This is a genomic window from Stenotrophomonas sp. SMYL89 (genome assembly GCF_036319985.1).
Taxonomy (GTDB): Bacteria; Pseudomonadota; Gammaproteobacteria; order Xanthomonadales; family Xanthomonadaceae; genus Stenotrophomonas; species Stenotrophomonas maltophilia_Q.
Window position 1 is genome coordinate 83,677 of sequence record NZ_JAWIRW010000007.1, and the last position, 24,459, is coordinate 108,135.

Annotated in this window: 24 protein-coding genes; 6 read left to right on the forward strand and 18 right to left on the reverse strand. The window is 66.5% G+C overall.

Features of this window, described 5'->3' with window-relative positions; all coding sequences use genetic code 11:
• The first annotated feature begins 9 nt into the window (after positions 1–9).
• Both V3B41_RS10915 and V3B41_RS10920 read left to right on the forward strand, forming a co-directional pair.
• Complete coding sequence (locus tag V3B41_RS10915) at positions 10–1,032, forward strand: symmetrical bis(5'-nucleosyl)-tetraphosphatase (protein WP_049428837.1); 1,023 nt, start codon at positions 10–12, stop codon at positions 1,030–1,032.
• The gene (locus tag V3B41_RS10920) at positions 1,029–1,673 is read left to right on the forward strand and encodes a DUF1287 domain-containing protein (protein ID WP_019661117.1); all 645 of its coding nucleotides are present in this window, start codon (positions 1,029–1,031) and stop codon (positions 1,671–1,673) included. Before V3B41_RS10915 ends, V3B41_RS10920 begins: the two co-directional genes overlap by 4 nt.
• Before the next feature lie 88 nt (positions 1,674–1,761).
• Here the strand turns inward: V3B41_RS10920 and V3B41_RS10925 are convergent, their stop codons facing one another.
• The 7 genes from V3B41_RS10925 to V3B41_RS10955 form a co-directional block, all read right to left on the reverse strand.
• Positions 1,762–2,253, reverse strand: coding sequence for a dihydrofolate reductase (locus V3B41_RS10925; protein WP_329861042.1), 492 nt, complete (start codon positions 2,251–2,253; stop codon positions 1,762–1,764).
• Positions 2,250–2,537 carry a hypothetical protein gene (locus tag V3B41_RS10930; protein ID WP_065179687.1) on the reverse strand — a complete coding sequence of 96 codons (288 nt, stop codon included), beginning with the start codon at positions 2,535–2,537 and terminating at the stop codon, positions 2,250–2,252. The genes V3B41_RS10925 and V3B41_RS10930 overlap by 4 nt, the downstream gene beginning before the upstream one ends.
• Before the next feature lie 81 nt (positions 2,538–2,618).
• Positions 2,619–3,413: a thymidylate synthase gene (locus V3B41_RS10935; protein ID WP_197651048.1), complete on the reverse strand. Its 795-nt coding sequence runs from the start codon at positions 3,411–3,413 to the stop codon at positions 2,619–2,621.
• Positions 3,410–4,297, reverse strand: a complete 888-nt coding sequence (gene lgt, locus V3B41_RS10940) for a prolipoprotein diacylglyceryl transferase (protein ID WP_329861046.1) — start codon at positions 4,295–4,297, stop codon at positions 3,410–3,412. Before lgt ends, V3B41_RS10935 begins: the two co-directional genes overlap by 4 nt.
• A 51-nt stretch (positions 4,298–4,348) precedes the next feature.
• The gene (locus V3B41_RS10945) at positions 4,349–4,843 is read right to left on the reverse strand and encodes a TPM domain-containing protein (RefSeq protein WP_286070995.1); all 495 of its coding nucleotides are present in this window, start codon (positions 4,841–4,843) and stop codon (positions 4,349–4,351) included.
• Entirely contained in the window at positions 4,843–5,742 is a 900-nt protein-coding gene (locus V3B41_RS10950; protein ID WP_049428849.1) for a TPM domain-containing protein, read from the reverse strand. The genes V3B41_RS10945 and V3B41_RS10950 overlap by 1 nt, the downstream gene beginning before the upstream one ends.
• A gap of 3 nt (positions 5,743–5,745) precedes the next feature.
• Positions 5,746–6,363: a LemA family protein gene (locus tag V3B41_RS10955; RefSeq protein WP_049428852.1), complete on the reverse strand. Its 618-nt coding sequence runs from the start codon at positions 6,361–6,363 to the stop codon at positions 5,746–5,748.
• A gap of 499 nt (positions 6,364–6,862) precedes the next feature.
• Here V3B41_RS10955 and V3B41_RS10960 point away from each other — a divergent pair, with 499 nt between their 5' ends.
• A complete protein-coding gene (locus tag V3B41_RS10960; protein WP_049428853.1) occupies positions 6,863–8,698 on the forward strand; it encodes a hypothetical protein in 1,836 nt (611 codons plus the stop codon).
• 372 nt (positions 8,699–9,070) lie between these two features.
• On the opposite strand, the gene V3B41_RS10965 is transcribed toward V3B41_RS10960, so the two are convergent.
• The 3 genes from V3B41_RS10965 to V3B41_RS10975 form a co-directional block, all read right to left on the reverse strand.
• Positions 9,071–10,231 (reverse strand): MFS transporter, encoded by a 1,161-nt coding sequence (locus tag V3B41_RS10965; RefSeq protein WP_197620268.1) that lies wholly within the window; start codon positions 10,229–10,231, stop codon positions 9,071–9,073.
• 269 nt (positions 10,232–10,500) lie between these two features.
• Entirely contained in the window at positions 10,501–11,250 is a 750-nt protein-coding gene (locus tag V3B41_RS10970) for a TerC family protein (protein ID WP_005408127.1), read from the reverse strand.
• 33 nt (positions 11,251–11,283) lie between these two features.
• Positions 11,284–11,679 (reverse strand): diacylglycerol kinase, encoded by a 396-nt coding sequence (locus V3B41_RS10975; RefSeq protein ID WP_197620267.1) that lies wholly within the window; start codon positions 11,677–11,679, stop codon positions 11,284–11,286.
• A gap of 212 nt (positions 11,680–11,891) precedes the next feature.
• On the opposite strand from V3B41_RS10975, the gene V3B41_RS10980 reads away from it, so the two are divergent.
• Positions 11,892–12,593 carry a GDSL-type esterase/lipase family protein gene (locus V3B41_RS10980; protein WP_197620266.1) on the forward strand — a complete coding sequence of 234 codons (702 nt, stop codon included), beginning with the start codon at positions 11,892–11,894 and terminating at the stop codon, positions 12,591–12,593.
• Positions 12,594–12,729: 136 nt separating this feature from the next.
• Here V3B41_RS10980 and V3B41_RS10985 read toward each other — a convergent pair whose 3' ends face one another.
• The 3 genes from V3B41_RS10985 to V3B41_RS10995 all read right to left on the reverse strand — a co-directional run bounded on the left by V3B41_RS10985 (position 12,730) and on the right by V3B41_RS10995 (position 15,603).
• Positions 12,730–14,001 carry a HAMP domain-containing sensor histidine kinase gene (locus V3B41_RS10985; protein WP_049428856.1) on the reverse strand — a complete coding sequence of 424 codons (1,272 nt, stop codon included), beginning with the start codon at positions 13,999–14,001 and terminating at the stop codon, positions 12,730–12,732.
• A 156-nt stretch (positions 14,002–14,157) separates the two neighbouring features.
• Positions 14,158–14,871, reverse strand: a complete 714-nt coding sequence (locus V3B41_RS10990) for a response regulator transcription factor (protein ID WP_002811889.1) — start codon at positions 14,869–14,871, stop codon at positions 14,158–14,160.
• Positions 14,872–14,958: 87 nt separating this feature from the next.
• Complete coding sequence (locus tag V3B41_RS10995; RefSeq protein WP_329861050.1) at positions 14,959–15,603, reverse strand: arylesterase; 645 nt, start codon at positions 15,601–15,603, stop codon at positions 14,959–14,961.
• A gap of 75 nt (positions 15,604–15,678) precedes the next feature.
• Between V3B41_RS10995 and V3B41_RS11000 the strand changes: the two genes are divergently transcribed.
• A complete protein-coding gene (locus V3B41_RS11000) occupies positions 15,679–16,326 on the forward strand; it encodes an ATP-binding cassette domain-containing protein (RefSeq protein WP_049428859.1) in 648 nt (215 codons plus the stop codon).
• Positions 16,323–18,836, forward strand: a complete 2,514-nt coding sequence (locus V3B41_RS11005; RefSeq protein WP_049428861.1) for an FtsX-like permease family protein — start codon at positions 16,323–16,325, stop codon at positions 18,834–18,836. The genes V3B41_RS11000 and V3B41_RS11005 overlap by 4 nt, the downstream gene beginning before the upstream one ends.
• Positions 18,837–18,935: 99 nt before the next feature.
• Here the strand turns inward: V3B41_RS11005 and V3B41_RS11010 are convergent, their stop codons facing one another.
• The 5 genes from V3B41_RS11010 to V3B41_RS11030 all read right to left on the reverse strand — a co-directional run bounded on the left by V3B41_RS11010 (position 18,936) and on the right by V3B41_RS11030 (position 24,423).
• Positions 18,936–19,862, reverse strand: coding sequence for a DUF6607 family protein (locus V3B41_RS11010; RefSeq protein WP_049428863.1), 927 nt, complete (start codon positions 19,860–19,862; stop codon positions 18,936–18,938).
• Positions 19,863–19,935: 73 nt separating this feature from the next.
• Positions 19,936–20,535, reverse strand: coding sequence for a hypothetical protein (locus V3B41_RS11015; RefSeq protein ID WP_049428865.1), 600 nt, complete (start codon positions 20,533–20,535; stop codon positions 19,936–19,938).
• Between the two features lie 4 nt (positions 20,536–20,539).
• On the reverse strand, positions 20,540–22,747 hold the full coding sequence (locus tag V3B41_RS11020; protein ID WP_197620281.1) for a TonB-dependent hemoglobin/transferrin/lactoferrin family receptor: 2,208 nt from the start codon (positions 22,745–22,747) through the stop codon (positions 20,540–20,542).
• A gap of 189 nt (positions 22,748–22,936) precedes the next feature.
• Positions 22,937–23,131: a hemin uptake protein HemP gene (locus V3B41_RS11025; RefSeq protein WP_005412278.1), complete on the reverse strand. Its 195-nt coding sequence runs from the start codon at positions 23,129–23,131 to the stop codon at positions 22,937–22,939.
• A 320-nt stretch (positions 23,132–23,451) separates the two neighbouring features.
• On the reverse strand, positions 23,452–24,423 hold the full coding sequence (locus V3B41_RS11030; protein WP_049428919.1) for an aldo/keto reductase: 972 nt from the start codon (positions 24,421–24,423) through the stop codon (positions 23,452–23,454).
• Positions 24,424–24,459: the final 36 nt, after the last annotated feature.

Below are 24,459 nucleotides of genomic sequence, written 5' to 3' on the forward strand. Positions count from 1 at the left end.
GGCCGAACGATGAGTGTGTGGGCGATCGGCGACCTGCAGGGCTGCTATGACGTCACCCAGCGGCTGCTGGAGAAGATCCGCTTCGATCCGGCGCAGGACACCCTGTGGTTCTGCGGCGACCTGGTCAACCGCGGTGGCCAGTCCCTGGAAACACTGCGGCTGGTTCATTCGCTGCGCGAGCACAGCGTGGTGGTGCTGGGCAACCATGACCTTTCGCTGCTGGCCGTCGGTGCCCGCACCGAAGAGGAACAGCGCAAGGTCAACCCGGACCTGCTGCGCATCGTGCAGGCCGAGGACCGCGACGAACTGCTGGACTGGCTGCGCCTGCAGAAGCTGGTGCACGTGGACCGCGAGCTGGGCTGGATGATGGTGCACGCCGGCCTGGCGCCGAAGTGGACCACGCAGATGGCCGAGAAGCATGCCGCCGAAGTCGAGGCACAGCTGCACGGCGCCGGCTACCGCAAGTTGTTCCGCAACATGTACGGCGACAAGCCGAGCTGGGCACCGAACCTGTCCGGCTACGACCGTTCACGCGCGATCATCAACGTGCTCACCCGCATGCGCTACTGCACCCCGCGTGGGCGCATCGGCATCGAGGACAAGGGCACGCCGGGCACGCAGGAACAGGGGCTGTATCCCTGGTTCGAAGTGCCGGGTCGCGTCGAGCGTGACCTCAAGGTCGTCTGCGGCCACTGGTCGGCGCTGGGCCTGACCATCACCCAGGGCGTGCACGCCATCGACACCGGCGCGGTGTGGGGCGGCAAGCTGACTGCCATCCAGCTCGATACCGATGAACTGCGCGTGGTGCAGGTACCAGGCCGCGATGTACCCGCCCCCGTGCCCAACGCCCGCCCGCCCGCCCGCCCGGCGCACGAGCGCCCGGCTGCGTCGGCGCAGGGCAAGGAACAGGGCGGCGGTAACGCTCCGGCCGGCACCCCGGGCAATCGCGGCCCGCGCCGTCGTCGTCGCCGTGGTGGCGGTGGTGGTGGCGCCGCGGGCCCCGGCAACAGCAGTCCCCCACCGCAGGCATGACGCGGCGCGGCTGGGCACCATGGATGGTGCTGCTGACGCTGGCCCTGGCCAGCGGCTGCCAGCCCACTTCGGCCCCGGCCCCCACCGGCGGCGGAAACGCCGGCCGCACGCCATCGCAACCGCAGGCGCCTTCGCCGCCACTGGTGGCTGCAGCGCGCGCGCAGATCGGCGTCACCACCCGCTACGACCCTGCCTACCAGGTGCTGGCCTATCCCGGTGGAGACGTCCCGGTTGATCGCGGCGTGTGCACCGACGTGGTGGTGCGCGCGCTGCGCAGCCTGGACGTGGACCTGCAGGCCCGCGTGCATGAGGACATGCGCGGCAACTTCAGTGCCTATCCGGCGATCTGGGGCCTGTCACGACCGGATCGCAACATCGATCATCGCCGCGTACCGAACCTGATGCGCTGGTTCGAACGGCAGGGCTGGCAGCAGCCGATCACGGCCCTCGCCGCCGACTACGCAGCCGGCGACATCGTCGCCTGGAAGCTCAACGGCAACGGCCTGCTGCACGTGGGCATCGTCTCCGACCGCAGGCTGGCCAACGGCACGCCGCTGGTGCTGCACAACATCGCGCGCGGCACGCGCGAAGAGAATCTGCTGTTCCAGCACGCCATCATCGGGCATTACCGGATGCCGTAGGCAATCCTGTAGAGCCGAGCCATGCTCGGCTACGGGATGTGTCCGGCAACAGCAGCCGAGCATGGCTCGGCTCTACAGGAAACCATCTTCAGCGGCGCACGTAGTGCACGAAGCGGAACGCGTGGGCATGGCGTTCGTCGGCCGGGTGCGGCTCGCTGCTCACTTCCCGCCAGTCCTGCGCATCCACCTCGGGGAAATGGGTATCGGCGGGGACTTCGGCATCCACCCAGGTCAGGCACAGGTCACTGGCCTGGTCCAGCAGCTGGTGGAAGATCTCGCCGCCGCCGATGATGCACAACTCGCTGGCGCCCTCGCGTTCGGCAATCGCCTTCGCCTCGTCCAGCGACGCCACCGCCCGCATGCCCTCGAACGGCACCTGGCCGCTGCGGGTCAGCACCAGGTTGGTCCGCCCCGGCAGTACGCGGCCGATCGACTCGGCCGTCTTGCGCCCCATCAGGATCGGCTTGCCCAGGGTGAGCGCCTTGAAGTGCTTGAAATCATCCGGCAGGTGCCAGGGCATTGCATTGCCCTGGCCAATGCCACGGTTGCGGTCCAACGCCACGATCATCGACAGCTTCATTTGTCCGGATACAACTCGTTGAAGATTTTCATCGCCGCGCTACGTCCACCGAGTACTGTCGCAACCGCTGAACAATAGAGCAGGAACAGTATTGCCGCAGTAGTCGGCTTGAGGTCAGTAATCATGACCCAAAGGTCCACATCCTTTCCCGCGACCGCCGCATTGGCGACTGCCAGGAGAGGAGTAATCAACACACCAACAGTCAATGCAACGGCCAGGGAGCCGGACATCGACATCAAGCCTTCCGCCAGCTTTTCCCGTGCCTTTCGTGAATGTTTGCTCATTGCTCCTCCACTTAGTGAATCCGAGAAACAATCTGCATCAGTCAGGTCTCACCAGCTGATACGCAGCATGCCAAACATCAATCACACCGCCACCGGCGCCTTGATCGCCGGGTGCGGATCGTAGCCGTCGATGCGGATGTCGTCGAACTGGAAGCCGAACAGGTCGGTCACGTCCGGGTTCAACCACAGCTTCGGCAGCGCGCGCGGTTCGCGCGCCAGCTGCTCGCGGGCCTGCTCGAAATGGTTGGAGTACAGGTGCGCATCGCCCAGCGTATGCACGAAGTCGCCCACGCCCAGGCCGGTGGCCTGCGCAACCATGTGGGTCAGCAGCGCGTAGCTGGCAATGTTGAACGGCACGCCAAGGAAGATGTCGCCGCTGCGCTGGTACAGCTGGCAGCTGAGCTTGCCATCCACCACGTAGAACTGGAAAAGGTTGTGGCACGGCATCAACGCCATCTGCGAAAGCTCGCCCACGTTCCAGGCGCTGACCACCAGCCGCCGCGAATCGGGGTTGCGCTTGATCTCGTCCACCAGCCACTGCATCTGGTCGATCTCGCGACCATCGGCGGTGGCCCAGCTGCGCCACTGCTTGCCGTAGACCGGGCCGAGGTCGCCGTTCGCATCGGCCCACTCGTCCCAGATGCGTACCTGGTTGTCCTTCAGGTAGCCGATGTTGGTGTCGCCCTTCAAGAACCACAGCAGCTCGTGGATGATCGAGCGCAGGTGCAGCTTCTTGGTGGTGACCAGCGGGAAGCCTTCGTTGAGGTTGAAGCGCATCTGCCAGCCGAACACGCTGCGGGTGCCGGTGCCGGTGCGATCACTCTTCTCCGCGCCGTGTTCGAGCACGTGCGAGAGCAGGTCCAGGTAAGCCTTCATGCCTTGTCCTCGGCGACCACCGGCAGCTGCGGCTGCAGCACCGGCGCGCGGCGCGACATCGCCAGCAGCACCAGGCCGAAGGCGATCAGCGGCAGGCTGAGGATCTGACCACGGGTCAGCCAGTCGAAGGCCACGTAGACGCCGTTGTCGGGCATGCGCACGAACTCCACGGCAAAGCGGAACAGGCCGTACATCAGCGCGAACAGGCCGCCGACCAGGTAACGGTGGCGCGGCTTGGCCGACACGGCCCACAGCACCACGAACATCACCAGGCCTTCCAGGAAGGCTTCATACAGCTGCGACGGATGACGGGCGAACTGGTTCAGGGCGCCGGTGGCGAACTGCGACTGCAGGGTCGCATGGTCCAGCTGGTTCAGCGGCGCCGGCAGGCCGGAAGGGAACACCACGCCCCAGGTGCCGTCGGTGTACTTGCCCCACAGCTCGGCGCCGATGAAGTTGCCGATGCGGCCGAAGCCCAGGCCCAGTGGCACCAGCGGCGCCATGAAATCCATGGTGTCGAAGAAGTGCAGCGCGTGCTTGCGCGACCACCACCAGCAGGCGCCCAGCACGCCGAGCAGGCCGCCGTGGAAGCTCATGCCGCCATCCCACACCTTGAACAGCAGCAGCGGGTTGTGCAGGAAATCGCCCAGCGCGTAGAACAGCATGTAGCCGATGCGCCCACCCAGCACCACGCCGAGCATGGCGTAGAACAGCAGGTCGGAGAATCCATTGGCGTCGACGCCCGGCAGGCGACCGGCGGCGATGCGCTTGCGGCCCAGCAGCCAGGCGGCGGTGAAGCCCAGCAGGTACATGATGCCGTACCAATGCACCTTGATCGGCCCCAGCGAGAGGGCGATGGGGTCGATGTCGTGGAAATAGATCATGGAAGGTGCCTTGCGGTTGAACGCCTATTCTCGGGCCAGTGCCGCCCCGGCTCAACCAAGGATCTGCGGCGAGTTCGGCAACGCGTCATCGTTCGACCGCGTCGAGGCCGGAAAGTGCCCTTCCACCAGGCTGGAGACCTCGTCGATGGCATCCTGCAGCGCTTCCACCGGATTGGAACCACGCAGCCCCTCGCGCAGATGCGTGCAGACCCGCTGCCACTGCGCCGGGCTGACCCGGCCGTGCAGGCCCCGGTCGGCCACGATCTCGATGGCGTGGTCGGCCAGCAGCAGGTAGATCAGTACGCCGTTGTTGTGGGCCGTGTCCCAGGTGCGCAGGCGCGCGAAGGCGTGTTCGGCCGCCTGGCGCGGGGTGACCTTGTGCCACAGCGCGGCCAGTGGCAGGTCCGCTTCCACCGCGAACATCACCTGCCCGCCATGGCGCTGCTCACCGGCCGCGATGGCCTCGGTGATCGCCTGCAGCGTGGCCGGCGGGAACGCGCGCCGTACCGATGGGGAAAACACGTGGCGACACAGTCGTTGGATCATCACCAGCCCCCCGAAGCACCGCCACCGCCGGAGCGGCCACCACCGCCGCCCCAACCGCCGCCCCAACCGCCGCCACCGCCGAATCCACCACCGCCACCGAAGCCGCCTCCGCCGCCCCAGCTGCCACCACCCCAGCCGCCGCCACCGGCAAAGCGGCCCGGGTGGCCGGAGAGCATGGCAACGATCAGGCCCACGACGCCCGCCAGGCCACTGGCCAGCAGCGTGGACGTGAACAGAAACGCCGCCAGCGCTGCACCCGCGCCACCGAGCAGGCCACGCAGCGGGCGCGGCACGCGCGAGAACACGCCGCGCAGGATGCTGCCAGCGAACACGCCGATGAACAGCGCCAGGAACCAGGTATCGCCGCCACCGCCGGGTTCCCGCCCACGATGGCCGCTGACCGGTGCCGGCAGCGTTTCGCCATCGATCAGCTTGACCAGCACCGCCGTGGCATCGGTGATGCCGCCGGCGTAGTCGCCACTGCGGAAACGCGGCACCAGGTATTCCTGGATGACCCGGTTGGCGATGGCATCGGGGATGGCGCCTTCAAGACCATAGCCCGGCTCGATGCGCACACGCCGGTCATCCTTGGCCACCACCAGCAGCACGCCGTCATCCACGCCCTTGCGGCCGATCTGCCACTGGTCGAAGACCCGCGTGGTGTACTGGGCGATGTCCTCCGGCTGGGTGCTGGGCACCACCAGCACCTGCAGCTGGCTGCCCTTGCGCTGCTGGAGGTCCAGCGCCTGCTGTACCAGCGCCTGCTTCTGCGCGGCATCCAGCGTGCCGGTGGTATCGACCACCGGCGAATCCAGCGCCGGAATCGGCGCCAGCTGCTGCGCCTGCGACGCCAGCGGCAGCCACAGCAGCAGGGCCAGCAGCGCAGTGGCCAGGCGCATCGGTCAGTGGCCCGGCTGCGGCGCCGGCTGCTGCGGCGCGTTGCCGAAATCGACCGCCGGTGCGTTGGAAATCTGCGCTTCGTTGTCCACGGTGAAGTTCGGCTTGGTCTTGTAACCGAAGATCTTGGCGGTGATCACCTGCGGGAACGAGCGGATGTAGGTGTTGTAGTCCTGCACTTGCTGAATGTAGCGGCCGCGGGCAACGGTGATGCGGTTTTCGGTGCCTTCCAGCTGCGCCTGCAGGTCGCGGAAATTCTGGTCGGACTTCAGCACCGGGTAGTTCTCGGTGACCACCAGCAGCCGCGACAGCGCACTGCCAAGTTCGCCCTGGGCCTGTTGGAACTGCTTCAGCGAGGCCTCGTCATCTGCGTTGACGTTGATCTGGCCAACCCGCGAACGGGCGTTGGTGACTTCGGTCAGCACGCGCTCTTCCTGGCTGGCGAAGCCCTTCACGGTCTGCACCAGGTTGGGCACCAGGTCGGCGCGGCGCTTGTACTGGTTGAGCACTTCCGACCAGCTGGCCTTGACCGCCTCATCCTTCTGCTGGATGGCGTTGTAGCCGCAGCCGGACAACAGGGAGGCCAGCAGCATCAGGGGCAGGACACGGGTGAACAGGCGCATGGCGGAGGTTCCGGGTGGGCTTGGCGCCGAGCATGCCACGGTCGGTGTTAACGAACGTGTGGAGATGAACAGGAATCCGGCAGGGCCGACCGGTCCAGGCCAGGAGGTCGCTGAAGCGATGGGTCTGGCGCATTGCCTGAACTAGGCCTGGGGGCGGCTCTGCCCCTGGCTTCCGCGTTCCGTCGGCCAGGTCCTCCGGGCAGGGCAATCGCGGGCCCATTTCGTACTTGTTGCATGGCTCAGCACAGTTTCCGCATCAGATAGTTCAGGAATCCCGCACTTGAACTGCCCGCCCGCTCAGATGCAGCAGCCATCGGTCGGGAAATGGGCATGGACCTCAATCATGCACAGACTTATTCCAACAGCAGCCATCATCGCTGTACTCACACCTACGGCTTGCGCCCAGCCAACCCCGGGGCCCACGCGGGATGCTCCGACGTCCGGGCCTGTCCTTATCCCGCCTGCCCTCACCACGCCAGCCGATGCCAAGACCCGGGACATGCTGCTTCACGTAGAGGGTGACAGCTATATGGGCAAGGCTTACATCGTGTCCGCATCGACGCAGGAGGTCAGCACTGCGCTTCGTGCACGAGACTATTTTTCCAGCTCATTCCGCCAGAGGGATGGCGCTCAACCTATCCTGGGGGACATGGAGCGGGCGTGGATGAAGGTCTACGGGCACTTCCACCCTGAGAAAAGTGCAATCGTGTTCGCGAAGAAGCTTGATGCAATCGATGTAGCGGCCACGTTGGGGGTCATCGCCCCCGAAGAGAAGTCGCGCTGGCGTACTTACGTAGAACAGCTGTCTCCATCCGATCTCGATCCCACAGGTGGCTCGTTCACTGATCTGACAGTGGATCGACTGACGTTCTCCAGTTCCCACATTGACACTGCGCGACGCAGGTCAGGCGACAAGCACGTTGTTTTGATCGACCTGACGGATATGACAGGCGCTCCTTCGCAAACGCTGCTTTGGTATGCGGAACGGCGCCAGGAACAACGCCGTGTCAAATGGAAAGCCTTCGCCTCCATTCCGGGGGTCGCCGGTGTGCCCTACCCGCATTGGGAGACCGAGATGATCACGGAGAACCACGCCAGCCAGGAATTCTCAGACCAGATGCAGGCGCTGGTATCAACGCTCCCGGCGGGCCCTGAAAGATCATTGGATGTCATCTCGAATCTGTTCAATCCAAGCGAAGAGACGCCGGTTCAGCGCATCGCCCCTCGTCTGCCCATGGATGGCGCGACGACGATGCTGCAGTGGCTCCCAATCCAGAGGATTCAACCGGGCAACAACTCTGGCCAGATTCGTTCGCTATCCAGTGACCAATTCCATGTCACGTCAGCCTCCAACAGGTCATACGGCTACGTTGCCGCGAAGAAGGACGGGGGCGTCGTGGCTTGGCGAATGGGTGAAAGTCAGCGGATGATCGAGACAAAGGTCGACCGAAAGGGGCGGTTATGGGTCCTGATCGCAACCGTGCCAAGTCTGACGCAACAGATTCTCACGTCCTGCCCTGTGCAGATCAGCGTTGATGCGACTGGGTCCATCCGAAGCAACCGTTGTATGCAGAGCACCATGGCGCCTCGGTGGCAACTCGATGTAGACGGCAACTCCTATCTCTACTCGGAGTCTCACATGGCGACAGAAGAGCGCTTCCCTGAGCGGATCATGGACACAGGATCAGGAGAAGTCATCGCGATGAAGGAGCTATGGAAAGACAGAACCAACTTGAGGCGGCGCGTCTTTGGCTACATGCAATCCTGCTCCTCAGGTCCGGCACCCGATCTGGGAGACGGACTCTTCTGGTTCACGAGTTGCGGCCTGGTGGGTGTTGCACCTGCTTCAGGCGATGTGGTCAAGAGCTTTCCACTGAGGTCCGGAAGCACTGGACGCTTGGTGTTAGGGAGCGCCGCGGGCGACTGGGTTGCCGAAGAAGCTCGTGATCCAACAGACCAGAGGGAAGTTCTTCGCATTCATCGTCTTTCCACCGGGGAAGCAGCATTTGAGGTTGAACGAAAAACTGGTACTCAGGCACTGGCACGTACGGCTCATGGCAGGCTGCTCGCGATGACGGTTACAGGCGCTTCGCCGGGCCGTTACGTCGATGTCTGGCGCATGGATTCCGGCAAGCACGTCTCGCGCCTCGCCATTCCAGAAGGAATCGCATTGAAATCCCTTGCATTCAATCGAGCGGGGACGGAGCTCTGGGTCCATGCACATCAATTTGCCGACAAGGACTCCGGCGTACTTATCTGGACGGTGCCGGAATCATTGCAGGATGGTACAGACGACAACTGGAGCCCTGACGAGGCCGTAGTAAAGAAACACTAGCCAGTCCGATCCATCCACGCACTAGTCTCTGCAGAAGCCGATACTCCAGGCATTCGTGTCGACCAAGGTCGACACCTATCAGAGCAGAATCAGGGTCAGAGCCCGTTGCGCAGCAACGGGATCCGACCCGTGCAGTTCCGCCAGACCGCGGGAAACTGTCAGGGGTGGGGCGGTGTGGGCGTGCAGGACCGCAGGCGCCATGGATGGCGCCTACGAGCCCCCAGGGATGGGTTTACGGCGTGTCCTGCACGCCCACACCGCCCCGCCCAACCCTCAGCAAACCAGCTTTTGACGTTGAGGGTGCCGGCCAGCGGCCGGCACTACCGCTTCGGCGGGTGCAGGGCTGCAAGCCCTGCCGGAACCCCACATCATTCAACAAGCTTCAGCCACCGCAGTACGGGGACGCCCCAGCCATGCCAGCAGCAATCCCACCGCCGCCAGCAGGCCACCGGCGACCGGCACCGCCGCGTACCCCAGCCCCGAGCTGATCACCGCACCACCCAGCGCCGCGCCTACGGCATTGCCGAGGTTGAACGCACCTACGTTGATCGACGAGGCCAGGCCCGGCGCTTCGCTGGCCGCCTGCATCACCCGGATCTGCAGCGGCGGCACAATGGCGAACGTCGCCGCACCGAACAGCAACACACCCACCGCCGCGGTGGCGTGACTCATGAAGGCCAGCGGCAGCACGAACATCAGCATGGCCAGCGCCGCCAGCAGGATGCGGGTGGCGCCATCCAGAGACCAGTCGGCCATGCGCCCACCGATGCCGTTGCCGAAGGTGAAGCCGATACCGATCAGCGCCAAGGACATCGCGATGAAGGTGTTGGAGGCGCCGGTCAGTTCGGTCAGCACCGGCGCCACGTAGGTGTAGAGGGTGAACATCGCACCCGCCCCGAGCACCGTGGTGCCCATCGCCAGCAACACCTGCGGCTGCAGGATCGCCTTCAGTTCGCGGCGCACGTCCGGGCGCGGACCCGGCGCAGACGCCGGCAGCGCGAAGCCCAGCGCAGTGATCGCGACCAGGCCCAGCACCGCAGTCCCGGCGAAGGACAGGCGCCAGCCCAGCTGCTGGCCCACCCAGGTGGCCACCGGCACGCCGCCAATGTTGGCGATGGTCAGGCCCATGAACATGGTGGCCACGGCAGCAGCCTGCTTGTCCTTCGGCACCAGGCTGGCGGCGACCACCGCGCCGATGCCGAAGAAGGCACCGTGGTTGAGGCTGGTGACCAGCCGCGACAGCAGCAGCAGGCCGTAGTTCGGCGCCAACGCGGACAGCAGGTTGCCCACCACGAAGATCGACATCAGCAGCATCAGCGCGGTGCGCTTGCCGAAACGGCCCATCAGCAGGGTCATCACCGGCGCGCCGAGCATCACGCCGACGGCATACGCGGTGATCAGCATGCCCGCGGTAGGAATTCCGACGCCCACACCGTCGGCGATGACCGGCAGCAGGCCCATCGGGGCGAATTCAGTGGTGCCGATGGCGAATGCACCGACGGCAAGGGCCAGCAGAGCGGCTCTGGAGGTCATGGGGGTTCCTGGGGGCGGAAACGGGCAGGTGCGCAGCCTGCGCGCTTTGCCACGGGCGATTAAGCCTCGCCCCGGGAAAACACTGTTGATCCTGGTTCACAAGTGGAGGCCGCAACCCCGCTACATATGCAAAAACCGCAGCGCCGGTGCAGAGCCGGGCCCATGCTCGGCTGCTTCCTGCCGGTCAGCCGAGCATGGGCTCGGCTCTACATGACCTCGCATCCACAACGAAGAACCCCCGGCAGGGCCGGGGGTTAGGGATCACGCGCTTACCAGTTGCCGGCGCCGGGCACGTTGTGCTCGCGGGCGCGACGGCGCATCAGCAGGTTCAGCCACTCCACCAGCACCGAGAAGCCCATCGCGGCGTAGATGTAGGGCTTGGGCACGTGCACGTCCAGGCCGTCCAGGATCAGCACCGCACCGATCATCAGGATGAAGGCCAGGGCCAGCATCTTCACCGTCGGGTTGGCATCGATGAAGCGGCCCAGCGGGTTGGCAGCCAGCAGCATCACCAGCACCGACAGCAGGATGGCGGCCACCATCACCGGGATGTGGTCGGCGATGCCGACGGCGGTGATCACCGAGTCCAGCGAGAACACGATGTCGATCACCGCGATCTGCGCGATCACGTAGCCGAACACGGCCGAGGCCTTGGTGGTGCTGGGATCTTCATCTTCGCCGCCGCTGATCAGTTCCTTGATCTCCATGCAGCCCTTGATGATCAGGAACAGGCCACCAACGATCAGCACCAGGTCGCGGATGGAGATGCCCATGCCGGCCACGGTGAACAGGTTGGCGGCCATGTGCGCCAGGTAGGCCAGCGACACCAGCAGGCCGATCCGGGTGATGCAGGCCACCGCGATGCCGAGCTTGCGCGCGAACGGGCGGCGTTCTTCCGGCAGCTTGCTGACCGCGATGGAAATGAACACCAGGTTGTCGATGCCGAGCACGATTTCCAGCGCGCTGAGGGTGAACAGGGTCACCCAGGCGTTGGGGTCGGCGAGGAACTCAAAGGACATGGGAACTCTTCAAGGCAGTGGGGGAATGGGATTTCAGCCGTAGCTGCCGGCCAACACGTGCGGAACCACGACCAGGGCCCAGCACAGCAGCACGTTCATCATCAGCACGAACACCGCCGCCGAGCCCATGTCCTTGGCGCGACCGGCCAGTTCGTGGATCTCGCTGCCGTAGCGCTCGATCACCGCCTCGATGGCCGAGTTGGCCAGTTCCATCGCCAGCACCAGCAGCATCGAGCCGATCAGCAGCGCGCGCTCGACCGGGGTCTGGCCCAGCCAGATCGCGACCGGGGTCAGCAGGATCAGCAGGTAGACCTCCAGCCGGAACGACGATTCGTGCAGCCAGGCGGCGCGCAGGCCCTGCCAGGACCAGCGGGCGGCCTGGAAGATGCGGCGCGGGCCGCGGGGCAGATGACCGAACTGGTCAGCCACGGGTGGAACATCCAGCAACAGGGGCGCGGCGCAGCGACCGCTCAGACGCACGGCAGGGAATCATGGGTGCACGGGAATAGGCAGATGGCCACCATTTTGCCACAAGGCCGCCGACCATACCCCCGGCCGCTGCGGCGAACGGCCTGCCCGGGGAAAGCGCCACGCCGCGTCCTGCTCCTATGATGGTTACCCCTTCCCTGCTGGAGCGCCTGATGTCCCGTCGCCGTACCTGCCTGCTGATGCTGGGCCTGCTGACTGCCGCACCGCTGGCCCAGGCCCTGGGCCCGGCCACGTCGCCCCGGGTCCCCGAACAGGTCTCCAACGTGGCCTGGGCCGGCGACATGGCGCGCTTCGCCAGCGCCGACCAGGCCAACCCGCCGCCGCGCGGTGGCATCGAATTCATCGGCAGCTCCTCGATCCGCTTCTGGGAGAGCCTGGCCACCGACTTCCCCGGCCAGCCGGTGTTCAATCGTGGCTTCGGCGGCTCGGAAGTGCGTGACAGCACCTGGTATGCCGGCCAGATCGTGGTGCCGTATGCGCCGTGCAAGGTGTTCTTCTACGCCGGTGACAACGACCTCAACAGCGGCCGCACCGCGACCCAGGTGCGCGACGACGTGGTCGCCTTCGTGCAGCGCGTGCACCGCGACCTGCCGAAGACCACGGTGGAGTACCTGTCGATCAAGCCGAGCCCGTCGCGTGCGCACCTGCTGCCGGCGATCAACGAGGCCAACGCGCTGATCAAGGCCGCCCTGGCCAAGCTGCCCAATACCGGTTTCATCGATATCTACACGCCGATGCTGGGTGCCGATGGCCAGCCGGATGCGACGCTGTTCCGCGAGGACATGCTGCACATGACCCCGGCCGGCTATGCGATCTGGACCAGGGCAGTGGCGCCAAAGGTCAACTGCAACTGAGGGACTGCGGACGCCCGGCATGGCCCGGCGCTACCGCAACCCCACCCACGCATCGCGTGGACCTACCGACATTCCAGCAGGATGGGGTCAGAGCCCGTTGCGCAGCAACGGGATCCGACCCCGGCAGGTCGCCGCGTCAGCGGAAGATGACCGTCGCTTCGGTACCCTGCCCCGGCTCGCTGGCCAGGCTGACCTTCCAGCCGAAGCGGTCGCACAGCCGGCGCACGATCGACAGGCCCAGGCCGGTGCCCTGCGGGCGGCTGGGTTCGGCGCGATAGAACGGCTCGAACGCCCGTGACAGCGCTTCGGCGGACATGCCGATACCGGTATCGCGCACCACCACCCGATCGTTGTGCACGTGCACGTCGATGCGCCCTTCGTCGGTGTAGCTGCACGCGTTGCGCACCAGGTTGCTGACCACCACCTGCAGCACCCGCGGCGGCGCATGCAGCTGCACCGGGCCATCGCTGTGCAGGTGCACCGACACCGGGCGGGACCCCAGTAGTTCATTGGCGTTGTCCACTTCATAGCGGACGATGTCGTTGACGTCGAACAGCTCGATCTGCGGTTCGACGTCGGCCTCGCGGGCGAGGATCAGGAACGCATCGATCACCGCTTCCATGTCGCGGCCAGCCCGCTGGATGCGCTGCAGGCTGCGGCGCAGGCGCGGCTGCAGGGTTTCATCACCCAGTGCCATGTCGCTGGCAACGCGGATGACGGTCAGCGGCGTACGCAGTTCATGGCTGGCATCGCGGGTGAAATTGCGCTCGCGCGCCACGTGCGCGCTGACCCGGTTTGCCAGCGAGTGCAGCGCCGCCGCCAGCTGCCGGGTCTCGCCCTGCATGTCGGCGGGCAGCTTGTTCGGCTCCAGGTCGGCCGCCTCGGGGTGGCCCGGGTCCCAGCGCGAGACGCGCCGTGCCAGCCAGTTCACCGGCGACACCAGGCGCTTGGACGCACGGTAGGTCACCCAGCTGGCGCCATACACCGCCAGCAGGGTCAGCAGCACCGGCACGATGCCGAACCAGAACGCCAGCATCTCTGCGCGCGAACGCAGGAACACCAGGTACAGGCGGCCGGCCGGGCGCACATCGACCAGCACCAGCTGGTCGTCCTTGGGCAGTTCGTGGAAGCCGGGTTCCAGATTGCGCAGGTTGGCCGGTAACGACAGTGCCGACTGCCCGCTTTCCAGCAGGTAGCCACGGATGTTCTGGGTGTTGGGCGGCGGCTGCACCGGCGACGCTTCGTGCAGCGTCCAGTAGTACGCGGCCTCTTCGCGCAGGGCAGCGCCCACCAGGCTGTGCTTGATCACCAGCGAGACCAGCCACGCACCCAGCAGGATGCCCAGGCTGGCCAGCACTGCCTGCAGGATGAAGGCGATACGGATCTTGCGCGGCAGGCCGTGCGGCATTGCGGGGTCCCGGTCAGAGCGCTGCGATTATAGGCAGCGCGCCACGCCGTGCGGGTGCATGGGCGATGACCGGCGGCAATGCCGGCCGGTCATGCCCTGCCCTCGTACGTGGCCACCACCCGGCCGGGCCTGCTGCTGCACCGGCGCGGGCCCTGCTCAGGCCATCGGCTGGGCGATGTCGGCAATGCGGTAGCCGGCACTCTGCACGGTATGCAGCAGCGGACGGTCGAACGGCTTGTCGATGATCTTGCGCAGGTTGTACAGGTGGCTGCGCAGCGTGTCCGAATCCGGCAGCCCGTTGCCCCAGATCTCGCGCTCGATCTCCTGGCGGGTGACCACGCGCGGCGATTCGCGCATCAGGATGGTCAGCAGGCGCAGGCCGATCGGCGAAAGCTGCAGCTCGGTGCCGGCACGGGTGGCACGCATGCTGACCGGGTCGAGCACCAGGTCGGCGACCTTCAGCACTTCCGAACCGACCTGGCGACGTTCGCGACGGATCAGCGCGCGCAGGCGGGCTTCCAGCTCCTGGATCGCGAACGGCTTGGTCAGGTAGTCATCGGCACCAAAACCGAGGCCGGTGAGCTTGTCGTCCAGCGTGTCGCGTGCCGTGAGCATCAGCACCGGGGTGGACTTGCGCGCATCATTGCGCAGGCGACGGCACACTTCGATGCCATCCAGGCGCGGCAACATGAGATCGAGCACCACGACGTCATAGCTGTTCTCCGCCGCAAGGCGGTAGCCATCCAGGCCGTCCTGTGCATAGTCGACTTCGAAGCCGCGACCTTCCAGGTATTCCCCGATCATCTCGGAGATGTTGCGGTTGTCTTCGACCACCAGCACCAAGCCGGAGGTCTCCTTCGTCTGACGCATGTGATTCCCTCTAACTTCAGCTTTGTGAAACATGCCGGATCGACGGTGGACGTGATGTGAAGTTCCGTCAAGAGGAAATCAAACGGTTCAGAGCAGTGGCCTGAGCAGCGGCCAGACATTGTCGAGAACCTTCGGCTGCGCCTGTGCGGTGGGATGCAGGCCGTCAGCCTGCATCATGCCCGGCTGCAGCGCCACACCCTCCAGCAGGAAGGGCAGCAGCGGCACCCTGTACTGCGTGGCCAGAGCCTTGTACGCCGCAGCCAGGCGCTGGCGGTAGGCGGGCCCGTAGTTGGGCGGCACATCGATGCCCAGCAGCAGTACCTTGGCGCCGGCCTTCTGGCTGGCCTGCACCATTTTCTCCAGGTTGCCCTGCACCTGGGCCGGGGTCAGCCCGCGCAGTGCGTCGTTGCCGCCCAGGGCAATCACCACCACCGTCGGCTTTTCCTTCGCCAACAAGCCCGGCAGGCGGGTCAGCGCGCCCGCGGTGGTCTCGCCGCTCATGCTGGCGTTGACGATGCGCGGCGGGGTTTTCGACTGCTGCCTGACCCGCTGCTGCAGCAGGCTGACCCAGCCGGCGTCAGCGGGGATATTGTGGGCAGCACTGAGGCTGTCGCCGAGCACCAGCACGGTGCCGGCCGGACCTTTGGCACAGGCCAGCCCCGGCAACAGCAGGAACGCTAGCAGCAGCACCATCATCGCGCCGGCTCGCCGGCTCCATCCCGTCTTGCGCATTGGAGTCTCCTCATCGACAGCCTGCCCCCCCGCAGCGCGCCCGTCGCCATCGCCGTCGACCAGGTCGGCAAGTCCGTGCAGGGCCCGGAGGGTGAAGTCCACATACTGGACAACATCACCCTGACGGTCCATGAAGGCACCAGCGTGGCCATCGTCGGCGCCTCCGGTTCCGGCAAGACCACCCTGCTCGGCCTGCTTGCCGGGCTGGACCTGCCCAGTCGCGGCCGCATCGCGCTGGCGGGCCAGGACCTGTCGGCGCTGGACGAGGAGGCCCGCGCCCAGCTGCGCGCGCGCGAAGTCGGCTTCGTGTTCCAGAGCTTCCACCTGCTGCCGGCGCTGACCGCCGCCGAGAACATCGCGCTGCCACTGGAACTGGCCGGGCGCGAGGATCGTGCGCGGGTCGATGAGGTGCTGGCCCAGGTCGGCCTGTCCCATCGCGCCCGCCACTACCCGCGCCAGTTGTCCGGCGGTGAACAGCAACGCGTGGCACTGGCGCGTGCCTTCGTCACCCGCCCACGCATCCTGTTCGCCGACGAACCGACCGGCTCGCTGGACCACGCCACCGGCCAGCACATCAGCGACCTGCTGTTCGAACTCAACGCCGGCAGCGGCACCACCCTGGTGCTGGTCACCCACGACCTGCGCCTGGCCCAGCGTTGCCAGTACATCCACCGCATCGACAACGGCCGCCTGCTGCCGGTCGAGCGTGGGGCGCAGGCATGAACCTGCTGCGGCACGCGTGGCGCGCGCTGCGCCGCGAGGCGCTGGCCGGCGACCTGCTGACCGTGTTCGCCGCGCTGGTGCTGGGCGTGGCGGTGATGACCGCGGTGGGCACGCTGGTGAACCGGGTCAACCTGGCGCTGACCGGCAGCGCGGCGGAGATGCTTGGCGGCGACCTCGGCATTGCCGGGCGCGATGATCCGTCCCAGGCATTCGCCGACGAGGCACAACGGCGTGGACTGGCCTACACCCGCATCGCCAGTTTCGGCAGCGTGCTGTTCAACGGCGATGCCAGCCAGATGGCCAGCATCAAGGCGGTGCAGGCGGGCTATCCGCTGCGTGGCACGCTGCGGGTGCGGGCCACACCCGGCGGCGCCCTGATCGCCGAGGCCGGCATGCCGGCCAAGGGCCAGGCCTATGCCGACCCGCGCCTGCTGCAGGGGCTGGGATTGAAGGCCGGCGATGATCTCGAGTTCGGCGCCGGCACGCTGCGCATCGCCGGCATCATCGAGGCCGAGCCGGATACCGGTGGCGACCTGCTGACGCTCTCCCCCACCCTGCTGGTCAACCGCGCCGATGTGGAAGGCACGGGACTGCTTGGCCCCGGCAGCCGCATCAACTACCGGCTGATGTTTGCAGGACCGGCCGGGCAGGTCGCGTCCCTGCGTGAGTGGCTGCTGCCACAGGTGAAGGGCCTGCGCCTGCTGAGCGTGGATGACACCCAGCGCGGCGTGCGCCAGGCCTTCGATCTGGCCGGCCGCTTCCTCGGCCTGAGCGCGCTGCTGGCGGTGCTGCTGGCGGGCGTGGCCACCGCATTGGCGGCCAACCGCTTCGCCCTGCGCCGCATCGACCAGGTGGCGATCCTGCGCTGCCTCGGTGCGCGCCAGCGCGACATCCTGCTCGGCCTGGCACTGCAGCTGTTGATGCTGGCGGTACCGGCCTGTGCGCTTGGCATCGGCCTGGGCATGGCCGCGCAGGAAGGGCTGGTACAGGTGCTGGGCAGCCTGGTGCCGCAGCGCCTGCCGCTGCCGGAGGCGATGCCGGCGCTGACCGGTGCGGGCATCGGCCTGTTGCTGCTGTTCGGCTTCGGCCTGCCCCCGCTGCTGCGCCTGCGCGGGGTGCCGCCGATGCGCGTGCTCAACCGTTCCTTCGCCGCCCTGCCGCCCACCTCGCTGCTGGCCTATGTGGCTGCGCTGGGGGCAAGCCTGTTGCTGGCGGTGCAGGTCACCGGTGACCTCAAGCTGGCGCTGTGGGTACTGGGTGGCCTGGCCGCGCTGGCGGTGGCGGCCGGTGTGGTCGGCTTCGTGCTGCTGCAGTTGATGCGCGGCCTGCAGCATCGCCTGCATGGCAACTGGCGACTGGGCCTGGCCGCACTGACCCGGCGCCGGCTGCTGGCGGTGATGCAGCTGGTCGGGCTGTCGCTGTCGCTGTGCGCGCTGTTGCTGCTGGCCGTGACCGGCCCCGGCCTGCTGCAGCAGTGGCGCGAGCGGCTGCCGGCAGACACGCCCAACTACTTCCTGATCAACATCCAGCCCGAACAGCGCGACAGCGTGCTGGCAACACTGCGTGGGCTGGGTGCCAATGACGCCAGCATCGAACCAATGGCCACCGGGCGCCTGATCGCCATCAACGGCAAGCCGCCTCTGCGTGTGGATCGCGAGCCCGGACAGGACGGGCAACCGGCGCGGGGCGGCCAGCGCGATGACGATGACGAGAACCGGCCGTTGAACTTCAGCTGGCGCAGCACCTTCCCGCCGGCCAATACGCTGGTCAATGGCACGTTCTGGAAGGCCGACAGCACCGCGCCGGAAGCCTCGGTGGAGATCGGCTGGGCCAAACGCTACGGCGTGTATCCCGGCGACCGCATCACCATTGCAGTGGGCGAGCAGGAGCGCGAATTCACCGTCACCAGCGTGCGCAAGGCGGACTGGAACACCTTCCGCCCCAACTTCTTCGTGCTATTGAACCCGAACGCCGTGGGTGACACCCCGCACAACCTGCTGTCGGCATTCCACCTGCCGGCCGGCAAGGCGGCCGGGCTGGGCGAGCTGGTGCGTGCGCAACCGAACCTGTCACTTCTCGATGTGGATGCGGTGATTTCGCAGGTGCGGGATGTGATGGAACGCGTGGCGCAGGCGGTGCAGCTGGTGATGGTGTTCAGCCTGCTGGCTGGTGTGCTGGTGCTGCTGGCCGCGCTGCAGGCCACGGCCGGCGAGCGTCGCTACGACAGCGCCGTGCTGCGCACGCTGGGCGCGACCCGGCGCCAGCTGCGTGGCGCGGTCCTGGTCGAGTTCGGCGCACTGGGCACACTGGCCGCGCTGCTTGCGGTGGGCGCGGCCGCGGCCATTGGCGTGGTGGTTTCGCAGAAGGTGTTCGAGCTGCCGTTGCTGCCACCCTGGCCAGGACTTCTGCTGGGCGGCGTGGTCGGCATCGGATTGAGCCTGCTGGCCGGTTGGTGGGGCACGCGGCGCATCCTGCACACCTCGCCGGCCCTGGCCCTGCGGGAGGCCTGACGCGACGCCGGAACCGCTAGTTCCACGCCATGCGTGGATGCACGGAAGAGCGTGCCGAGCCAGCTCGGCACCTACCAGGCCGTCGAGCCAGGCTCGACCTTACCGGGCCTTTTCCACGTACTTGGCGAACACGTCGTCGATCTGCGTGTCCTTCACCTTCTTGCCGGCCTGGATCTCTTCGGCCTGGGTGAACATCGGGATGATCATCGCCATGCCGTCCAGCTTGGTCTTCAGGTGCACGCCCGGGGCCTCGCCGAGGAAGCCGTCCCAGCGCTGACGCACCTTGGCCCAGTAGCCGGCGGTGGCCTTCCAGTAGTCGCGCGCCGGGGTGAAGTCGATCTCGGTGGTCTTCACGTAGTCGTTGAAGCCGAACTCGCGCGCGATCTCCACCTGGCTGCCATCGGCGTTGCGCTGCACCTTGGTGTTGAACTGCTCATGGGTCCAGCCGTTCGGGGTCAGCGTATGGCGGTTGATCACGGCCAGCGCGTTGTAGTCGCTGCGCTTGGTGTACTCACGACGCGGCAGCGGTCGCCAGCTCAGGTCGCTGGTCCAGCTAGGCACGTTGTTGGTGTAGGTCCATTTGCCTGTGCCGCAGTAGCGCGGTGCATCGCTCACTTCATACACGCACTGGGTCCAGGCACCCTGGTTCACCGCCGCCGGAATGCTGCGCACCTGCCAGGTCTGGTCGGCACTGAACTCGAAACGGTTGGGTGCTTCGTACACCCAGTCCTGGCGCCAATGCTTGGTGATGTGGCCGCTCTTCTCGTCCAGCAGCAGGTGTTGCAGCACGATGCGCTTCGGGGTGTCCTCGACCACGATGACCACTTCGTTGCCACCGCTGCGCATCGCTGGCGCACGCTCATAGCCCGGCTTCAGCAGCACGGTTTCGTCGAAGGCGAAATCCACGGTGTACTCGCCCTGCATGGCCAGGATGCTGTCGTGGTCGCGGGCGCTGTCGGCGGGCTGCGCGCTGGCCACGCCGCTGGCGGCGAGCAACAGCAGTACGCTGGCTGTCTGGAGCTTCATCGGGATATTCCTTCGGGGTTGCAGGTTCGTTGAGAGGCCATCCATGGCCGTCGGGCGTTCCATCAGAAAAGGATCAGAGGCGGATCAGCGGCAGGTCGCCGGGAGCCCGCGGTGCCGGCCGGCGTGCGGCGTCGGCGCAGCAGCAGTCGTCGATGGCCAACTCGCCCTCGGCCCCTTCCAGGCGGGCGATGCGGCGTGCGGTGGCTGCGCCCAGCGACGACAGCGTCGACAGGCTGGCCGCGAGTGTGCGCCCATCATCGGCGGCATGCAGGCGCAGCGCACACAGGCGCCAGCGCTGGCCGCCGAGATGACCGGCCAGGCGCCGCCACAGGCGTTCGCCGACACTGCCGTCGCTGTCGTGCTGTGGGCCCGGCGGCAGCGCGGCCACCAACCGGTCCCAGGCCAGGAAATCGCTGTCCGGCAGCAGGTACAGGCGCCACACGCAGCGGCCGCGGCCATCGAGGAAGCACAGGCTCTCACGCAGGCCTTCACTGTCCACGCCCTGGCAGGCGTGCACGCGTACGGCCTGGCGCCAGCCGCCCAGCTCGTTGCCGTCGGCGTGGTACAGGCACAACACGGTGCCGAGCGTGGCCAGCTGTGCCGGGGTCGGCCAGGCCGCGCTGTGCGGCGCGGCGATGGAATCATTCCTGCGTGCGGACAGTGCTCGGCTCATGAGGTCACCAGGAAACGGCAAGACTGGCGGAGAAGGTACGGCCCGGGCTGCTGAAACGATCGCTCAACGCGCGATTGGTGATCAGGCTCGGGGTGATCGACGACCACTCGATATAGCGTTTGTCGGCCAGGTTGAACACGCCGACGTTGAAGGTGGCACCCGGTGCGAAGTTCCAGTGCGCCATCAGGTCCAGCACGCCGTAGCCGGCCGGCTGGTAGACGAACGGTGCCGGTGCGTTCGGATTGGTCTGCGCAGCAGGCGGTGGCAACCGCTTCTTGCGCTGCACGAAGGTGCCGGCCAGTTCAACGCCCCAGGTATCGGTGTCGTACATCAGGCCCAGCGTGCCGCGCAACGGATCGACCGAGGCCAGCGGTTCGTCATCGGTCCGGTTGTCGCCACGCGACCATGCCAACGCACTGCGCAGCGCCCAGCCCTTCAGCGCCGGGCTGAGTTCGCCGAACTCGATGCCGGCCTTCATTTCCGCGCCATAGATGCGCGCGTCGGCGATGTTCTGCGACTGGAACACGGTCAAACCCTGTGCGTTGCGGCCGGTATCGACGTTGGACTGGATGAAATCCTTGTAGTCGTTGTAGTAGCCGCTGACGCTGACGTACGCCGCCGGCGCGATGAAGCGCAGGCCCAGTTCGTAGCCGTCGCTGGTTTCCGGCTTCAGGTCCGGATTGGCGATGGCGGTATAGCGGAAGGCGACGTTGGTCAGGCCGATGTTGACGTCGTTGTACGGCGGCGAACGGAAGCCACGCGCATAACCGGCGAACAGCGACCATTCGTCGGTGAAGCGCCAGACCATGCCCAGCTTCGGCGACACGCTGGTCTTCTTCAGCTGCGCCACGGCCGTGGTCGGGTTGTCTTCGGCGAAGATGCTGTCCACTTCCGGCTTCAGCTCGTAACGGTCCACGCGCACGCCCGGCACCAGCGACAGCCGGCCATCGGCAAAGCGCATCTCATCCTGTGCATACAGGCCCAGCTCGGTGGTCTTGCTGATCGGGAAGTCACGCACCGGGAAGGTGTCCGGCAGCACCGTGTTGCTGACCACCCCAGCCTGGTTGACCTGATAGCCATCGCGCTTCTGGCGGATCTCGGTACGGGTGCCTTCGAACCCGTAGGTCAATGCGTGCTCGACACCGCCGGTGGTGAACGCCTTGTTGAACTGCGCCTGCAGGCCATAGGCATGCTGGTCGAAGGAGAACACGCGGTGGCGGCGGGTGCCGTCGGTGCGGGTCTCGTCGGTCTGCTGCCGGGTTTCGCTGTTCTGCGCGTACACCTGCCAATGCAGGCTGTCGGCGAACGGCTGGTCCAGCGCATCCATCTCGTGGGCGAAGGACACACGGTTGCGCTTCTGGGTGTCGTGGGACTTCATGCCAGTGGCCGCGGCAAGCGCGCCAGGGCGCGGTGCAACGCTGGCGATCGCCGACAGCACATTGGTATCGGTGGTGTCTTCGTTGCCTTCCACGGTCAAGCGGAAGCGCTGGTCCTCGCTCGGCGCATAGACCAGCTTGCTGAGCAGGCTGCGGCCGTCGCGATCCTGCGGATTGGACGCGGTGCGGGTGTCGTTGTCGCTGCGTACCGTGCCCTTGTTGTCGGTTTCCTGGCCCTGGTGGTGGTTGACGTTGACCAGGCCGCTCCAGTGGTCGCCACCAAAGGCGGCCGTGGCACCGCCGAGCAGGCCCTTCCATTCACCGTCGTAGCCGAATTTCAGGCCGAAGTAGCTGTTCTTGCCGTCCTTGAGGTAGTCGGCCGGGTCCTTGGTCACGAAGGCGACCACGCCACCGAGTGCATCGGAGCCGTACAGCGAACTGGCCGGCCCACGCACGATCTCCACCCGCTTGAGCGTGTCGAGGTCGGTGAAGTTGCGGTTGGAACTGGCGAACGAACCGATGTCGAACCGGGTCGGCATGACGATGCCGTCGGTCTGGATGCGCACGCGGTTGCCGTCCAGGCCACGGATGCGGAAACCATCCAGGCCGAAGCGAGTCGCGCTGCGGGTGACCGACAGGCCCGGTTCGTAACGCACCAGGTCCTTGATGTCCTGCACCAGGTGCCGGTCCATCTGCTCACGGTCGATGACGTCCACGGTGGCCGCCACGTCGCTCACGGCCCGCTCGGTGCGGGTGGCGGTGACCTGCACCCGATCGAATTCGCGCGCATCGGGGGCAGCAGTGGCAGCAGCGTGGGCGGACAGCGGCAGCGCCATCCAGACAGCAAGGCAAAGGGCGGTATGGCGGGTCATCGGGTTCGTTCGGTCAGGCAGGGGAACCCCCGGTTACCGGCACACCCGGAAGGTGCACGCGGTAGACCGAGGGGGAGAGAGCGGGAGCGGACGGGTCGCCCACCCCGTCGGCGCAGCCGGCAGGAGGGAGGGAGGCGGGCGACCAGACCGCGATTACTTGGTCAGGATCAGCTTGTCGTTGCTGGTGTGCCGCAGGCGATAGAAGCGGTCGCCGTGCTGGATCAGGATTTCACGACGGCCCTTGAGCAGGGCTTCGCTGTCGATGACCTCTTCCGGCGGAACGACGCGGACCGGTCGATCGCGGAGGGTCAGCGTTTCGGGGCGCAGCAGTACAGGTTGAGCATTCATGAGCATCTGGACTCGTGCGAGGGACGAGTCAAATGATAATGATTCTCAGTTGACAATCAACAACCATTCTCAATTTGATTGATGGGATTAATGATCGAATTTTAAAATTCGATAGATTTTGCCAATCGAATGGCAACACAGATTTGTAGAGTCGACTGTTAGTCGACTGCTGTTGCTCGAAGCAGTCGGTTATTCGAAGCAGTCGGCTATTCGAAGCAGTCGACTAACAGTCGACTCTACCGAGTCCGATCCCGATCCCGATCCCGTTCCCTCGGCCGAGCCGGCCCGACCGAGGCCTCAGGCCCGGTCGGCCCCGGGGGTCAGGCGAAGACGGCTTCGACCTCGGCCCAGCCGGCGGCATCGACCTGCTCCAGCACCTCCAGCGCCTGCAGGTTCTGCAGCAACTGGCTGACCCGGCTGGCGCCGAGGATCACGCTGGAGACATTGGGGTTGCGCAGGCACCAGGCGATGGCCAGCGTGGCCGGAGCCTGGCCCAGCGCGCGCGCGACTTCGCTGAAGCGGCGCACCTGGCCCAGGCGGGCCTCGGCGTCGGTGCCCAGCACCAGGTCCTGCAGCCATTCCATGCCTTCCCGGCCCAGCCGCGCATCGGCCGGAATGCCCTGATCGTACTTGCCGGTCAGCAGGCCCGAGGCCAGCGGCGAGAAGATGGTGGTGCCCAGCCCGGCGCGGGCGTACAGCGGTGCGTACTCGACCTCCACCCGCTCGCGGTGCAGCAGGTTGTACTGCGGCTGCTCCATCGACGGGCCCTGCAGGTTGTGCCCTTCGGCGAAATCCAGCGCCTGCTGGATCTGCACCGCCGACCACTCCGAAGTGCCCCAGTAGAGGATCTTGCCCTGCCGCACCAGGGTATCCATGGCGTGCACGGTCTCGGCGATCGGCGCGTCCGGATCCGGGCGGTGGCAGTAATAAAGGTCCAGGTAATCCACCCGCAGACGCTTGAGCGCGGCATGGCAGGCGTCGGTCACATGCTTGCGCGACAGGCCGCGCTGGGTCGGACGCGGGTCCTTGGCACTGCCGAAGAACACCTTGCTGGACACGCAGAAGCCGTCGCGCGGCAGGCGCAGGTCGCTGATCACGTCGCCCATCACCTGTTCGGCGCGGCCATTGGCATAGCCCTCGGCGTTGTCGAAGAAGTTGACGCCATGATCCCAGGCGGCGGCCACCAGGTTGCGGGCCTCATCGCGCGGGATCTGGTCACCGAAGGTCACCCAGGCGCCGAAGGAAAGGGCGGAAACCGGCAGGCCGGTGGAGCCCAGGCGACGGTATTGCATGCGAATCTCCTGCTGCGGGCCCGCATCCGGGCCGGG

Excerpts from the sequence above, each read along its gene's own strand:
- V3B41_RS10915 (WP_049428837.1), top strand. The coding sequence starts at position 10 with ATGAGTGTGTGGGCGATCGGCGACCTGCAGGGCTGCTATGACGTCACC.
- V3B41_RS10920 (WP_019661117.1), top strand. The coding sequence starts at position 1,029 with ATGACGCGGCGCGGCTGGGCACCATGGATGGTGCTGCTGACGCTGGCC.
- V3B41_RS10925 (WP_329861042.1), bottom strand. The coding sequence starts at position 2,253 with ATGAAGCTGTCGATGATCGTGGCGTTGGACCGCAACCGTGGCATTGGC.
- V3B41_RS10930 (WP_065179687.1), bottom strand. The coding sequence starts at position 2,537 with ATGAGCAAACATTCACGAAAGGCACGGGAAAAGCTGGCGGAAGGCTTG.
- V3B41_RS10935 (WP_197651048.1), bottom strand. The coding sequence starts at position 3,413 with ATGAAGGCTTACCTGGACCTGCTCTCGCACGTGCTCGAACACGGCGCG.
- lgt (WP_329861046.1), bottom strand. The coding sequence starts at position 4,297 with ATGATCTATTTCCACGACATCGACCCCATCGCCCTCTCGCTGGGGCCG.
- V3B41_RS10945 (WP_286070995.1), bottom strand. The coding sequence starts at position 4,843 with ATGATCCAACGACTGTGTCGCCACGTGTTTTCCCCATCGGTACGGCGC.
- V3B41_RS10950 (WP_049428849.1), bottom strand. The coding sequence starts at position 5,742 with ATGCGCCTGGCCACTGCGCTGCTGGCCCTGCTGCTGTGGCTGCCGCTG.
- V3B41_RS10955 (WP_049428852.1), bottom strand. The coding sequence starts at position 6,363 with ATGCGCCTGTTCACCCGTGTCCTGCCCCTGATGCTGCTGGCCTCCCTG.
- V3B41_RS10960 (WP_049428853.1), top strand. The coding sequence starts at position 6,863 with ATGCTGCTTCACGTAGAGGGTGACAGCTATATGGGCAAGGCTTACATC.
- V3B41_RS10965 (WP_197620268.1), bottom strand. The coding sequence starts at position 10,231 with ATGACCTCCAGAGCCGCTCTGCTGGCCCTTGCCGTCGGTGCATTCGCC.
- V3B41_RS10970 (WP_005408127.1), bottom strand. The coding sequence starts at position 11,250 with ATGTCCTTTGAGTTCCTCGCCGACCCCAACGCCTGGGTGACCCTGTTC.
- V3B41_RS10980 (WP_197620266.1), top strand. The coding sequence starts at position 11,892 with ATGTCCCGTCGCCGTACCTGCCTGCTGATGCTGGGCCTGCTGACTGCC.
- V3B41_RS10985 (WP_049428856.1), bottom strand. The coding sequence starts at position 14,001 with ATGCCGCACGGCCTGCCGCGCAAGATCCGTATCGCCTTCATCCTGCAG.
- V3B41_RS10990 (WP_002811889.1), bottom strand. The coding sequence starts at position 14,871 with ATGCGTCAGACGAAGGAGACCTCCGGCTTGGTGCTGGTGGTCGAAGAC.
- V3B41_RS10995 (WP_329861050.1), bottom strand. The coding sequence starts at position 15,603 with ATGCGCAAGACGGGATGGAGCCGGCGAGCCGGCGCGATGATGGTGCTG.
- V3B41_RS11005 (WP_049428861.1), top strand. The coding sequence starts at position 16,323 with ATGAACCTGCTGCGGCACGCGTGGCGCGCGCTGCGCCGCGAGGCGCTG.
- V3B41_RS11010 (WP_049428863.1), bottom strand. The coding sequence starts at position 19,862 with ATGAAGCTCCAGACAGCCAGCGTACTGCTGTTGCTCGCCGCCAGCGGC.
- V3B41_RS11015 (WP_049428865.1), bottom strand. The coding sequence starts at position 20,535 with ATGAGCCGAGCACTGTCCGCACGCAGGAATGATTCCATCGCCGCGCCG.
- V3B41_RS11020 (WP_197620281.1), bottom strand. The coding sequence starts at position 22,747 with ATGGCGCTGCCGCTGTCCGCCCACGCTGCTGCCACTGCTGCCCCCGAT.
- V3B41_RS11025 (WP_005412278.1), bottom strand. The coding sequence starts at position 23,131 with ATGAATGCTCAACCTGTACTGCTGCGCCCCGAAACGCTGACCCTCCGC.
- V3B41_RS11030 (WP_049428919.1), bottom strand. The coding sequence starts at position 24,423 with ATGCAATACCGTCGCCTGGGCTCCACCGGCCTGCCGGTTTCCGCCCTT.